2 protein-coding genes and 1 pseudogene are annotated in these 15,805 nt (G+C 48.4%); all 3 read left to right on the plus strand.

Annotation, left to right across the window (positions count from 1 at the left end; genetic code table 11):
- Positions 1 to 13: 13 nt before the first annotated feature.
- Positions 14 to 10,999 (plus strand): non-ribosomal peptide synthetase, encoded by a 10,986-nt coding sequence (locus tag BP95_RS30740; RefSeq protein ID WP_051614125.1) that lies wholly within the window; start codon positions 14 to 16, stop codon positions 10,997 to 10,999.
- Positions 11,000 to 11,029: 30 nt separating this feature from the next.
- Positions 11,030 to 12,316, plus strand: a complete 1,287-nt coding sequence (locus tag BP95_RS0117560) for an MFS transporter (RefSeq protein WP_021253392.1) — start codon at positions 11,030 to 11,032, stop codon at positions 12,314 to 12,316.
- 24 nt (positions 12,317 to 12,340) lie between these two features.
- Positions 12,341 to 13,583: pseudogene (locus BP95_RS30745) on the plus strand (diaminobutyrate--2-oxoglutarate transaminase).
- Positions 13,584 to 15,805: the final 2,222 nt, after the last annotated feature.

Below are 15,805 nucleotides of genomic sequence, written 5' to 3' on the forward strand. Positions count from 1 at the left end.
AGGGGGGTTCGTTGTGGAACGCAGAAGCAATATTATGTCCATCTATAATTTGAGCCCGATGCAGGAAGGGATGCTGTTTCATTCACTGTTAAATCCCAAGTCGTATGCGTATTTCGAACAGTTCTCCTGTACCGTTGAAGGCATGCTGGATGTAGACATTCTGGAGAAAAGCTTCAATGTGTTAATCGCACGACACGACGTCTTGAGGTCGAACTTCGTACATGAACAGACCGCAAGGCCCAAGCAAGTCGTGTTCAGTGAACGTAAAATTCGTGTACGGCTTGAAGATCTGTCGCAGCTTGAAGAAGCGGAACAAATGCTGTTCATTGAACAATACCGAGAGCAGGACAAGCAGGCCGGGTTCAATCTGATGACCGATGCTCTGCTGCGGCTTTGCGTCCTGCGAATAACGGCACATCGTCACAAGTTGATCTGGAGTTACCACCATATTCTGATGGATGGAGGCTGTCTGAAAACTATTATACAAGAGCTGTTCGAGACGTACCGTTCGCTCTGCAGCAAGGAGCCGCTGCCGGAGCGTCCGGCTCCACCTCCATATTCGGAGTATATCAAGTGGTTGGATGCACAGGATCGGGAGCTGGCACGCGAATTCTGGTCCTCGTATTTAAGCGGCTATGACAGCAAGGCCAAGTTGCCAATGGCGAAAACAGCGGGCGGCTACAAGCAGGTTGACCGTTATTTCCCGGTATCAGAAGTGTTAACAGAACGGCTTGAACTTGCGGCGAAAGATAGTCAGGTGACGCTGAACACCTTGCTACAGACAACATGGGGACTTCTGCTTGCCCGATACAATAACACAAGCGATGTCGTATTCGGCATGGTCGCTTCAGGCAGGCCAACCGAGATTGAAGGCTTCGAGAGCATGGTCGGACTATTCATTAACACCATCCCGGTTCGAGTTTCCTGCCACGATCATGAGACATTCGCGGAGTTGGCAAAGAAGGTGCAGCAGCAATCCGCTGAAGCGAAGCATCACGACTACTTACCGTTGGCGGAAATTCAATCGCTCTCTAGCCCGAAACATAATTTGATCGATCACCTATTCGGCTTCCAATACTTCCTGGCTAATGAAGAGTCCACGGATGCCGGTCTCAGTGAGGAGCTGGCTATTACCGAAGAAGAGGACTTCGAGCAGTCGAACTATGACTTTAATGTCATCCTAATGCCCGGCCGAGGGATTAATGTACTGTTCAGGTACAATGAACAGGTCTATAACGATGCGTTTATTCAGCAATTGGGCGGCCACTTCCTGCATCTTCTGGAGGAAATCGGACAGAATGCAGAACGGCCCGTCGATGAGCTCGAGCTTTTGCTGGAGCGAGATAAGAACAAGCTTATATTTACCTTCAATGATACGCGCGTGGAGTACGACGAGTCTGTAATGGTTCATCAGATAATAGAGCGTTCCGCCGCTATGATGCCTGACCATCCGGCTGTCGTATTCCGTGACATGCAGCTCACCTATAAGCAGCTGAACGAGAGAGCCAATCAACTCGCCCGGCATCTTCATGAACAAGGAGTACGGCCCGGAAGCATCGTAGCGATTATGGTGGAGCATTCACTCGAGATGATGGTCGGCGTGCTTGGCATTCTGAAGGCTGGAGGTGCGTACCTGCCAATTGATCACGAATATCCAGCTGAGCGTGTGCGCTATATGCTTCAGGACAGCGATGCCGTACTGCTTCTGATCCGCGGCGAGCTATCACAACGAGTGCAGCCGGCAGTTCCAGTTCTGGAACTGGAAAGCCTGTCGATCGACAGCTATGACGTCTCTAATCTGGAGCCGATGAATACATCCTACGATCTTGCATACGTCATCTATACATCTGGCTCAACGGGTCAGCCGAAGGGAGTAGCCGTTGAGCATCGAGCTCTCGTGAATATGTCGTTATGGCATCAAAACTACTATGGTTTGACGCGGGATGATCGGAGTGCCAAGTATCTAGGGTTTGGCTTCGATGCTTCTGTTAGCGAAATCTTCCCGAGCTTGATCACAGGCTGCACGATTTATATCGTGCCGCAGGAGATCCGATTGAATGTCGAGGAGCTGAATGCCTTTTATAATCGCAACGGTATTACGATCAGCTCATTCCCGACGGCGATTACAGAGCAGTTCTTGCAACTTGATAACCACTCGTTAACGAGATTGATTACAGGTGGAGACAAGCTGAAGACCTATCGGCAAACTGGTTACAAGCTGTACAACAACTACGGGCCAACCGAGAATACCGTTTGCTCGACATCTTTTTTGGTCGAGGGGGAGTATGCGAACATTCCGATCGGAAAGCCGATATCCAACGTGAGCCTGTACATCGTCGATGAATTGAACAGGCTTGCTCCAATCGGAGTACCGGGAGAGCTGTGCATATCAGGCAAAAGCCTTGCCCGAGGCTATTTGAACCAACCAGAGCTGACGGCGGCCAAATTCGTTCCACATCCGTTTATGCCTGGTGAACGAATGTACAGGACGGGCGATCTTGCCTGCTGGTTGCCAGATGGCAATGTCGAGTTCCTTGGCAGGCTTGACCAGCAAGTCAAGATTAGAGGATACCGGATTGAGCTGGGCGAGATTGAATACCGCTTGCTTCAACAGGAGGCGGTCAAGGAAACAGTTGTAACGGCAACAGACAACCCGCTCGGGGAACCGGTTCTATGCGCATATGTCGTCCTTCACAGTACAGGGGATGTTGAAGCGGTCAAGGGAAGGCTGCGCGCCGAGTTGCCCGATTATATGGTACCGCAGCGTTTCGTTTTACTGGAAGAGATCCCACTGACAACGAATGGAAAAGTTGACAAGCAGGCGCTGCCCCGCCTGGACTTCTCAGGGATCGAGGCAACAGAATATGTGGCGCCTCGTAATGAGACCGAGGAGCAGCTTGCTTTGATATGGAATCAGGTATTGGGCGTGAACCAAGCCGGAGCTTTAAGCCATTTCTTCGAACTGGGCGGTCACTCCTTGAATGCGATCAGGCTGGTCTCCGCGGTCAAGAAGCAATTCAAGTATACACTCCCGCTTACCGAGGTGTTCCGAACGCCGGTACTATGCGATATGGCCAAGTTGATCAGCACTACGCCTGAGGGGGGAGATAGTAGCAGAGTGGGGGCTACATCCGTCGACTCGATTGAGCCTGCACCGGTTATGCCCTACTACCCTGCCTCATCAACTCAGAAGCGGCTGTACGTGCTGAGCCAGCTGGGTGGGCAAGAGGCGGTATACAATACGCCAACTGTCCTCCAGCTCCAGGGAAAAGTAGATATGACACGCCTCGAGGCAGCGTTCGCTGCATTAATACGCAGGCATGAAAGTCTAAGAACCTCCTTTGAATTCAAAGACGGTGAGCTCGTCCAGGTTGTTCACGCAGAGGCTGAGTTTCATCTCAGCATGCTAGGAACACCGGAACCAGGAAAGCTACATGATTCGCTTGATCGGTTCGTCATGCCCTTTCAACTATCCGCCGCTCCTCTCATGCGCGTGGGAATTGCGCGGATTGCGGATGATGAGTATGTCATGATCATCGACATTCACCATATGATTGCCGATGGCACATCAGTCGGCGTGCTGGTGGATGAATTTAACCAGCTCTATAACGTGCAGGAGCTGCCGGAGTGCCGGATTCATTATAAGGATTATACGATGTGGCAGATCCGGCAGGAAGCCCTTGGCATGCAGCATCAGGAGCAGTACTGGCTGCGGCGATTCCAGGGCGAAGTTCCGCTGCTCGATCTGCCTACCGATTATGCAAGGACGAATACCCGAAGCTACGTGGGCGGCAATGTGATTCTGCAGCTGGATTCATCACTAACCGCCCGTATCCGCCGACTCTGCTCGGAGACAGGATCAACCTTGTATATGCTTCTACTAGCCACCTGCCATACGTGGCTGTACAAGTATAGCGGCCAGGAAGACAATGTGATCGGCAGCCCAGTGGCCGGTAGGCCGCATGCGGATTTGGAACAGGTGATCGGCATGTTCGTCAACACGCTGGCGATGAGGGGTAACCCGTCAGCCCGCCGCTCCTTCCGGGCCTTCCTTGATGAAGTGAAACACGATGCACTCAGCGCCTTCGCCAATCAGCAGTATCCGTTTGAGGATTTGGTTGAACGATTGAATATCGCACGGGATTTCGGACGTAACCCGATATTTGATGTGATCCTAGTTGTTCAAAATATAGACCGTGCGGAACTTACAATAGACGGACTTCGCATTACACCTTACAGCTATGAAGCCCGGACCGCAAAATTTGATCTGACCATTACTGCAATTGAGGAGCAGGACACGATTACGCTTGATTTTGAATACGCAACTTGCTTGTACAAGAAATCAACGGTAGAGCGATTTGCCGAACACTTCCGCGAGCTTCTGTTATCGATTACGGACAATCCGGATCAGACGCTGGGTGAGCTGAACCTATTGACCGCCGCGGAACGCCATAAATTAATTACGGTATTTAATGATACGCAAGCTGATTACAAGCGGAACAGCACGATTCAGCAACTGTTCGAGGAGCAGGTTGGACGTACGCCGGATCAGCAGGCTATCGTCAGCGAAGATGAAAGCCTGACTTACCAGGAGCTGAACGACAAGGCTAATACGCTGGCATACGTGTTACGGAAGAAGGGAATTGGGCCGGACGAGATTGTCGGCATCCCGGGCGATCGCTCGATCTGGATGATCGTTCACATATTGGGCGTATTGAAGGCAGGAGGTGCTTATTTGCCGCTTGACCTATCCTACCCTGCAGAGCGAATTTCCTATATGCTGGCGAACAGCCGGGCAAGGTTTATCGTGAGCCGGGGCAATCTCATTGGCCAGATGGAGGCATGGGCAAATGCTGCGGGAACGAGCATTGAACTGATCGCCTCCGATAAATTGCCCGATGACGATCAGGCTGTAGCGAACCTATCGGTGATCAATTCTCCGTATGATCTGGCATATATCATCTATACTTCGGGCTCGACAGGCCTGCCCAAAGGAGTCATGATCGAGCATCAAGGTATACTTAACATGCAGACGTTCTATAGGGACACGCTAGGCATAGAGCCAAGCGACCGGATCGTTCAATTCGCCAGCATGTCCTTCGATGCATCGGTATGGGAGATGTTTATGGCGTTGCTAACGGGTGCTTGCATGTACCTTGTCCCGCAGGCGACGATCGGCGACTACAGGCTGTTCGAGAGCTATATGGAGCAGCACCAAATTTCGGTTGCAACACTGCCTCCGACATATATTATCCATTTAAACGCCGACCGTATGCCCGCCTTGCGTCTTATCTTAACTGGAGGATCGGAAGCAACCAAGGAGATTGCCCAAACGTGGGGGGACGGCCGAACTTATATCAACGCCTATGGCCCTACGGAGTCTACGATCTGTGCCACAATTTGGCGGAAGCCGGTGGGTGAAATGCTAGATGGTACCCATGTCCCTATCGGCCAGCCGATTGAGAATACGCAGGTCTATATCGTGGACGGCAGCAACCAGCTAGTGCCTGTCGGTATTACGGGTGAGCTCTGTATAGCAGGTGATGGTCTCGCTAGAGGATATTTGAACAATGAGCAGCAGACACAAGACAAATTCGTATCCAATCCATTCCTGCCTGGAGGACGGATGTATCGGACAGGCGACCTAGCCCGCTGGCGCCCGGACGGCATGATTGAGTATATTGGACGGGCCGATCATCAAGTCAAGATTCGCGGCTATCGGATCGAGACAGGCGAAATCGAGTCGAAGCTACTGGAACACGAACGGATTGCGGAGGCGCTCGTGCTACCAAGGAAGGATCAAAACGTCGATACGTACCTGTGCGCTTATATCGTAGCGGATAAGGCACTCGCTGCATCTGAGTTACGCTCCCAATTAACTAGCGTTCTACCGGATTATATGATCCCGTCCTTCTTCATTCAATTGGAGGAGATGCCGCTTACAGCCAACGGCAAGCCGGATCGCCAGGCGTTGCCAGAGCCTGGTCAAGAGCATCGTTCTACCGTAGAATATACAGCTCCGCGTAATGAGCACGAACGCAAGCTTTCCGCCCTGTGGCAGGAGGTATTGGGCGTTACACCAATCGGGGTTTATGACAACTTCTTCGAGATTGGAGGACATTCGCTCAAAGCAGCATCGTTATCTGCGAGAATTAATTATACGTTCGGCGTCGAGTTTCCGCTGCGTGATTTATTCCGGTATTCGACTCTTGGGGAGATGGGCAGTCGCATTCTAGCTTTGGACAAGGGACGTACCCGGCTCATTCCTGCCGCTGCACCGGCCGCGTATTACCCAGTGTCGTCAGCCCAGAAACGAATGCTCATCATTGACCGTATGGAGGGTGTTGGACATACCTACCATATACCTGCTGTTCTGAAATTGACCGGAGGCGTAGATGTCAGGCGGATTGAGCAGGTGTTCCGCAGGCTCATTCACCGCCACGAGTCATTCCGCACCTCCTTTACATTCATTGATGGTGAACCAATGCAGATGGTTCATGAGAGGGTAGAATTTGCAATTGAGCAGGTGGAGCTGAACCAACAGTTAGATCACGATAGACTTGAGCTGCTGCTTGCTCCTTTTGATCTAGGAAGAGCACCGCTTCTACGGGTAAGCGTAGTGAAAACTGTTGACAACGAGCAGCTTCTCGTGATCGACATGCACCATATTATTGCGGACGGCATGTCCATAGGAATTCTGAGCCAGGAGTTCAACAAGCTATATATCGGGCAGGAGCTACCGAAGCTGAAGCTGCAGTACAAGGATTATGCCGTATGGCAGTATGATCTGCTCACAAGCGGTGCACTTAGGAAGCAAGAGGGGTATTGGACAGAGCAGCTTCAAGGTGAAATCCCTCTCCTGAATATGCCAACCGACTATCCAAGGCCAACAAACCAAAGCTTCGAGGGTGGCCACTTGTCGGTTGTACTGGACAAGGACGTACTATCCGCTACCAAAAAGCTCGCTTCGGAAACCGGGACGACACTCTACATGGTTTTGCTTGCTGCCTACTATGTCTTGCTTTCCAAATATACGGGACAGGAGGACATTATTGTAGGCTCCCCGGTTGCAGGCAGGCCTACCGGGGATATGGAGGCCGTGATCGGCATGTTCGTCAACACGCTCGCAATCCGTAACCAGCCGACTGGAAATAAGCCATTCCGAAGCTTCCTAGATGAAGTGAAAGATCGCACACTGGAGGCTTTTGATAATCAAGACTATCAATACGAGGAACTGCTGGACAAGCTTAAGCTCAAACGGGATATGAGCCGTAATCCGCTGTTCGATACGATGTTTGAGGTTCAGAACCTTAATGTAGGAGATATTGAGCTGGATGACGGGGTGATTATGCCATATTCACTTGCATCCCACATCTCCAAGTTCGATCTTACCGTCACAGCAATCGAGCAGGGGGAAGAGCTCGAGATACAAGCTGAATATGCAGCCAATCTGTACACGGCGGCAAGCATCGAACGGTTCTTACGTCGCTTCGAAACCGTCATAAGGGCGATAGTTAACGACCCCGGGTTGGATATTCAGGACATCCAAATGACGACGAATGAGGAAAGACATCAAATTATCCATGTGTTTAACGATACAAGCACAAGCTATCCGAAGGATCTTCCGATTCATGTGCTCTTCGAAGAACAGGCGGCGAAGAATGCAGACCGAATCGCTGTCGTTGAGTTCAGCCGCAAACTGACCTACTCGGAGTTGAACGAGGCTGCGAGCCGTGTCGCCCAGCGTTTGATTCAGCAAGGCATACACCTCGGCGAGGTGGTCGGAATAGTCGCAGATCGGTCCATCGCGATGGTCGCGGGCATGCTGGGTGTTCTGAAGGCCGGCGGCGCCTACTTGCCAATCGACCCAGATTATCCCGAAGATCGTATCGCCTACATGCTGTCGGACAGCAAGGCCAGCATCGCGCTCATCCAGCCGGAATACGCACAGCGCGCAGTCGATGGTACGCATCTGATTATCCTGGATTCAATATTGCTGGACACCGACGGTACACCTGCTGCTGAATCCGCTGTAACAAGCGCCTCAGATCTTGCTTATGTCATGTATACATCCGGTTCGACGGGCAGGCCCAAGGGCGTAATGATCGAGCATCGCAGCGTCGTGAGGCTTGTACGAGATACCAACTATGTTACGTTCTCGGCTGGGGACAAAATTTTGCAAACCGGATCACCTGCATTCGATGCGACCACTTTTGAGATCTGGGGAGCTTTGCTGAACGGATCGGAGCTGTATATTGTCCCTAAATTGATCATCCTTGACCCGGTCAAACTTGAAGCGGCGATCCACAACTACCACATTACGATCATGTGGTTGACCTGTCCGTTATTTAACCAGCTCGCGCTGCGTAAGCCAGACATGTTCCGGCCGCTCCGTTATTTGATTGTCGGAGGCGATGTACTTACTCCGAAAATCATCAATCAGGTCAGGGCATGTTGTCCGGATTTGCAGGTGGTTAACGGCTACGGGCCTACGGAGAATACAACCTTCTCCTGCTGCTTCACGATCGGGGAGGATTATCAGGATCAGATCCCGATCGGTCGTCCGATCAGCAACTCGACTGCTTATATCGTGGATCGGCTGGGTGGATTGTGTCCGATCGGTATCGCTGGCGAGCTTTGGGTAGGCGGTGACGGCGTAGCTCGAAGCTATATGGACAATCCTGAGTTGACGGCAGACAAGTTTCTTCTGAGCCCTTTCGTAACAGGAGAGAGATTGTACCGCACGGGGGACATGGCACGCTGGAGGCTGGACGGCTCAATCGAATATTTGGGGCGAATCGATAACCAAGTAAAAATAAGGGGTTTCCGTATTGAAATTGGTGAAATTGAGCGGTGTATTGCGAAGCACCAGGCCGTATCAGACATCGTCATCGTTGCAAGGGATAACATAGATCATCATAAGTCACTGTGTGCTTATGTTGTTTTAAACAGCGTGGCAGATTCGAAGCAGCTGCTGGAGTATGCGGCTAAGTCTTTGCCGGAATATATGATCCCTTCAGACATTGTCATTATGGATGCATTCCCGCTCACGTCGAACGGCAAAGTTGACAAGGCAAAGCTTCCCGAACCGTCCGTAAGAGTAAGGACAGATGACATCTATGTCGCTCCGCGAAATGAGACAGAACGGGTAATCGTCCAGATATGGAGTGAGTTGCTTGACCTAGGGGCTTCACAAATTGGCGTGCACAGCAGGTTCTTTGAAATAGGTGGCCACTCATTGAAAGCGATCCAACTGATCAACAGGCTTGCCGAGCATGGATGGGAATTGAGTATCAATCAGGTCTTCGTCCATCAAACGCCTGCCGGGCTTGCCGAGGCTTGCGACCAAATGGAACGGCAGGTGCCATCTATGGTAGGAGATATCCGAAAGGCAGAGGCGCTATTACAGGAACTGTTGAAGCGAGTGATCCGATACTCGCAGCTCAGCACCTACGGTACGATCCAGTATGTATTGCAGGCTGAGAGATTGGATGATGCTTTGAAGAGGAGAATTATCGATTGGTTCGACCAGTATGCCGACACTTTTATCCACCCTCATTACATCGTAGAGTACACAGATACGGAATGGGATGAGGTTATCGATGAGGATGCGTTCTATGCCAGAATGAAAGCGAGCCATTCTGCCGCTGCTCTTGATCTAGAACTTGTACGAGCTGACATTGAGCGGATGCAGCTCCGGTTTGCGGATAGCATTCAAAGCGGCGCCATCATTGCCGAATTCGAAACATCGCCTTCCCAGGAGTACCACTTGATGTACAAAGATATTTCGGGCACGCATATTACTTTCGACCATTATGTGAATAGAAAGACGCTGGAAGAGGCGCTTTTAAGAACGATAAGCTCACAGGACATGATGCGAAGTATCCTGCATGACGACAACGGCACATTGTCGTGGCGGCTGCTGGAGATGCCAGCAAGCATTGAGATTCCATTCCTGGATCTGACAGGTTACCGTATGGAAACGAGGGATGAGATTCTTAAGGACATCATGCACAATTTCTTTATGAAGGCGTACAAGACGAATGGTTCTATCCTGTACCGCGTCATGTTGATCCAGCTTAATCTAAGAGAGCATCTGCTATTGCTTCCGTTCTCCCATGCCATCTTCGACTTCATGAGTGGTGAAATCTTGAAGAATACGGTGGTAAGATTGTATGAGAGCCTAAGCAGCAGGTGCAATACCGAACTTATGCCAGCACTGACCTATCGCGATTATATTCGTCAAATCAAGCAAGGCCCGAATGCAGTAACGGACGAGCAGCTGTATCGGATGTTCCGGTTAGGTGAATGGCTTCCTATGACCCAGAAGATGGATGAGGAAGCTCATCGGTATAATCCCTCCGGATATACTGCAGTGTCTTTCCAGCTACCATTAGATAGGGAAGAGGCTTCTGGGGTGGATGCGGAGCTGATGTGGCCGATGATCCTTGGAACATGCGCCCAGTTCTTCAAATTGTATTTCGGTATAACGAAGTTGCCGGTGTGGCTTACGAATTACGGACGGACTTACGCGGGCAATCAGTATTTTGCAACTATCGGTGAGTGTATCGATTACATTCCAATCCTGGTGGATACCGATCTAGACATTCAGACAGCAGTTGACGATATTCGCGACAAGCTGCAGATGGTCACCGAGCATAATATTAATTTCAGCAACCTGATTTACAACGATCAGATGGAGATGTCCTATCCGTTATCGAGAACAGCCTTGAAGGGATCCTTCGAGAAGTTCTTGCTGAACATCAACTACTTAGGTGAGCTGAAGGAGCAATCGGATACAATGAGCCGAGTCGAAATCGAAGGTGTCAATTGCGAGGTAAACAATCGAATCGTCTGCATGGCATGGCATCAAGCCTGCACACTCCATCTGACGATTGTTCTCCCTTATGAAGAAAACAAGGAAAAGTGCCAGTGTCTATTGGAGCAGGCATACGAAGCAGCATGCAGGTTCGAATTCATGATCCAGTCTGGCGTTTAAACTCTATGGAAAGGGCATGGTAAAAGAACGATGAAAGAGATATCTAATATAATCCTCTTCACCATAAGCCGCACGATCTCAGAGCTTGGAACCGCTGTATTCAAATTCGCCTTGAGCTTATACGTACTCGATGTTACAGGATCAGCCAGCTTGTTCGGAATTGTACTAGCGATCAGCTACCTTCCCAACATTCTCATCAATACGTTCGCTGGCGTATATGTGGATCGAGCCGACAAGAAGAAAGTACTCGTCATTAGTGAGTTACTTAGCGGCGTGCTAATCTTCCTGCTGTTCATACTATATAGCTATCAACCGGAGAATGTTATAGTTCTTGTGCTATACTCCGTCCTAATTAGCGCACTGCAGGCGTTCTTCTCATTGGCGATGAATGCATCTTTCCCGAATCTGGTATCCAAGGAACGTCTGAATGCGATTAATTCCAGCAATCAGGGCATCTCTGCGCTGCTCAGCATCTTTGGTCCAGTAGTAGGTGCTCTCGCGTATACCGGAATTGGCTTTCAAAACATCTTTATTTTGGACGGTATATCCTACCTGGTTTCCGGCATCTTGATCATATTCCTACGATTTTCTAATACTAGGGATCGTAGTGAGGATAAGGACAAGCCGTATATAGAGAGTTTGAAGGAGATCGGAGCATATATCAAAAACCGTTCGGCCATCAAGTATTTGCTCTTTATCTTTTTGATGACCAACTTTGTCGTATCGCCTTCGATTTCGCTTTTGCTGCCCTTTATTGTTTACCAGAAGTTCGACATGTCAGCCACACAACTGTCATTGATTGAAGCAGCATTGGCAGTTGGCTTTATTGTTGGCGCCATATTGGTCTCCATGAAGAAGGTCAATGCGTTTGTCATTAACAAGATCTTTCTCATGATTCAGATGCAGGGTCTGCTTATCTTACTGTGGGTGTTCCCGGAATTGAACATGATAGATACAACGATGAAGGGTGTACTGATGGCCGGATATATGGGGCTTCTGTTCTTTACTGGTGTATTTCTTGCAATGGGCAACATTCCGATGACCTCTTACGCCCAGATGTACATCCCTGAGAAAATCCGAGGGAGTTTCTTCGGAGTTATGGGTACTGTCGTGATGATCGCCATTCCGATTGGAACATGGCTGTACGGTATTCTGCTTGACCAGATCAGCTTCACGTATGTTGTCATTTTCTCGTGTGTCGTACTCGTGGTTGTAGGCGCCTTCGCGCATCGGAGCCGGGATTTACGGGAATTCTTCAACAGGGATTCAGAGCCGGAGGCCGATCAGCCTGTCGTCGTAACCGAAAAGAGCATGTAAAATTGATGTGAGAGGGAGATATATATAACAATCTTCGAAGAGATGGACTCGAATGTAAGAAGCTATTGCCGGAATTTCCCTGTTGTGTTCGACAGAGCAGAAGGCTCGGTTCTTTACTCCACTGCGGGCAAAGCTTTTCTGGATTTCTTCGCAGGCGCGGGAGCATTAAATTACGGTCATAATAACGACTATATTAAGGAGAGCATTCTCAATTATGTCCATTCCGACCGAATTACGCACGGACTGGACATGTATACGACGGCGTAGGAGGAATTTATAGCGGCGTTCTCTTCCCGGGTGCTAAGGCCCAGAGGCCTGGAGTACAAGCTCCAATACTGCGGATCTACGGGGACGAATGCTGTTGAAGCGGCGTTAAAGCTGGCACGGAAGGTGACGAAGCGGACTGGCGTCTTCGCCTTCATGGGCGGTTTTCATGGCATGTCCCTGGGGAGCTGTCCGTCACAAGCAATAAGGACTGCCGGTCAGGTGCAGTAATGCCTATGGATCAGGTTACCTTTGTGCCATTCTTTCGACGGCAGTCTAGGGAATCTAGATACGATCGGGTATATCGATCATATCATTCGCGATACGAATTCAGGTATTGAGAAGCCGGCTGCCATCATTGTCGAGACGGTCCAGGCCGAAGGCGGCATTAACCTTGCATCGGCGGAATGGCTGGCGGCACTGGCCAATCTGTGCACACAGCACGATATTCTGCTCATATGCGATGATATCCAGGTTGGCTGTGGCAGAACCGGTCCGTTCTTCTCTTTCGAGAAAGCAAGCATCAAGCCAGATATCGTTGTACTTTCCAAATCGATCAGCGGTTACGGTTTGCCGATTTCGCTGCTGCTGCTAAAACCGGAGTTGGATATTTGGCCCCCGGGTGAGCACAACGGAACATTCCGCGGTAACCAACTGGCATGTATTGCAGCCCGCTGCACTCGAATGGAGAGATGCCGTCAATCTGGAGGAGCAGGTTCTGCAAAAAGAGCAAAACATTCGGGACTTCCTCGAAACCGAAATAAGACCGATTCATCCGTCCATTGATATTCGAGGCACTGGCATGATATGGGGCATCGACGTAACACGTCTACCGGATCAGGGAAATATCCCAGGCAATTACGAAGCAGTGCTTTGATAGAGGGCTTTTGTCAAAATTATGCCAGCTTTAACGATCGAAGCTTCACAGTTGGGTGAAGGCCTCGAGATTATTAAGGAAAGCATGCATGCTACCATTCATGCGATGGATTGGATAGGCAAATAGACCGACAAGAGGGCTCTGGCGCCAATTTGAAGCCGGAGCCCTCTTTCTATCTACTGCCAGTAACACGAAGAAAATGAGCACTGTCTGTTTTGCCTTTCGGTGCAGATTGAGGAAAAGGGGCGTTCCTGGTCATTTCTGATGACTTTGGAACAGCCCCTTTATCAGCGAAGCGATTATTTTGTTCCTTACCATGTCCCGGATCATTGATTCGCAAAGGAAGCAAGTAGGTACCATGAAGGCGTGGGTGTAAAAAACAGAAACATCATGCTACATTACATGGGATACCCGGTGTTGGCAGGGATCGTTGGCTCCATTCTGGGTTATGTCTTTGCCGCATAGCGTCTTTATTCCCATGATAATAGCGAGAGGTGCGAAATCCTCTTCGTTACCTGACATTATCTACCCTCTATCCATACCTTCTGTGTTTATATCCATTTTCCCAAGTGCATTTGGATTTGGAATCATAGCTTGTTACTTAAGTTCAGACCTATCTTACGTGAACGCAGCTATGGCGATATGCCTTAAACCACCTAAGAAGATGAAGAAGCTACTGCCAACCAGTATTCCACCCAGTATTTAGAATGGGATTCGGAAGTAGATGTTGCGATTTTAGGGATTAGATGTTGCTTTCCGGAGGACGCCAATAGCCCTGAGGAATATTGGGAAGTTTTAATCAATTTGGATAAACGGCATTTGTGAAATGCCTAAGGATCGATGGGATATTCATCATTATTACAGCGATGACAGAGGAGAGCCTGGAAAGATGCTTGAGTTGACATGGGAGGCTTATGAAAATGGGGGATGTCCATCGTTATAGACATTTGATTGTGAAAGAGAAACTTGATACGCTAACTAATAATTCAATGAACTAGTAAGGCATATAATTGAGAATTATTTCACATAATATGATTAAAGAGTGTTATTAAGCTGGTGATAGTAATTATCTGGATCGGAACTCAACTAATGTGGTATATACGAATCGAACCAACAAGTTCAAAACATAAACACCGAGCCAGTTAAGCAGTCATTTGCAAATTGAATATTATAACGACGTATGAATTCAATTGATGTATATAAGCACACGGTTTAACGATACAAAGATACTAACGGCAAATGATTAATGATTAGATAGGACAAATCAAAATCAATTCTGTGAGCACACAGCAATAAGATAAAAAAAGTAATAATGACCAATAAAAATGAAAAAATGTACTTATTAATAAGCAACACATGATATATAAGATTGAACGAAATATGCAGCAAATTTAAGTCAATTTGGAGAGACTCCTTTTATACCTATACTACTGTTTCACAAAACCCGTATTTTGTACATATGTCTAATAAACGTAATTAAGCTATATCACTACACCATTCATATGGATTGTGTCACAATCTATATATTCCTTTCTCTTTTCATTTTTTCATTTGAATAAATATTGGACAAGAACATGTTCGTGTCCAATATTTATTGCGGCTTTATTGCTACATAATTGATGTTCATTATCTACATAATATTGATTGGAAACAACTTCTCAACAATCACATCATCAAGCCAATTACCATCTCGTTGACTTTGCTTTTCACACACGCCAACTGATCAATCGCAATGAACACCTACGATACAATTGTTACTTAAGCAGAACTCGTCTTGTAGTTTTCCTTTTTTGATAAGTTGGTGAATACGTTAAGCAAAGTAAGTATTAATTGGGCGACTTCCCCCATTACTTCTCCAACAACATAGGAAGCTTTTCTAAATTCATTGGATTTGTGTATCAAAATGTGTGTACCATAGTAATCCTCAGAAACGGTAGTCCACTAGTATTCGTAATAAGCATGCAATTCTTACATAATTACCCAATCATTAAGTAAACTTTGAACTTTTGTGTCAGTTCTGGGGTAACGTATTTAAACACGTGACTGGCTCTTTGTTGTCGTCTTTGTTGAGGCTATAATCAGTAACATCAACCTCTTCGAATTGAATAATCTTGTTTTGTTAAGAAACTCGTTCCTCAGATGGATTATCCCCGTCCATATTATGACAGTGTCACCATTTTTGATTTTCGCAATTTTTGATTGGTCTTCCGAGCTGGATCGCCTGGGACGCGATACATTGGAATCATAGCGGAATGGAAATTCATCATTCGCGAATTATACCCACGTTTCTTCGTTTAATTGTCTTAAAGAGCAGAGAAGAATCAGAGTGTCCTGCTCCGCCAGATTTC

The organism is Paenibacillus sp. UNC217MF (assembly GCF_000686865.1).
In the GTDB taxonomy this organism is placed as follows: Bacteria; Bacillota; Bacilli; order Paenibacillales; family Paenibacillaceae; genus Paenibacillus_B; species Paenibacillus_B suaedae.

What these genes read in the sequence shown, in the direction of transcription:
- BP95_RS0117560 (WP_021253392.1), top strand. Translation starts at nt 11,030, where the DNA reads ATGAAAGAGATATCTAATATAATCCTCTTCACCATAAGCCGCACGATC.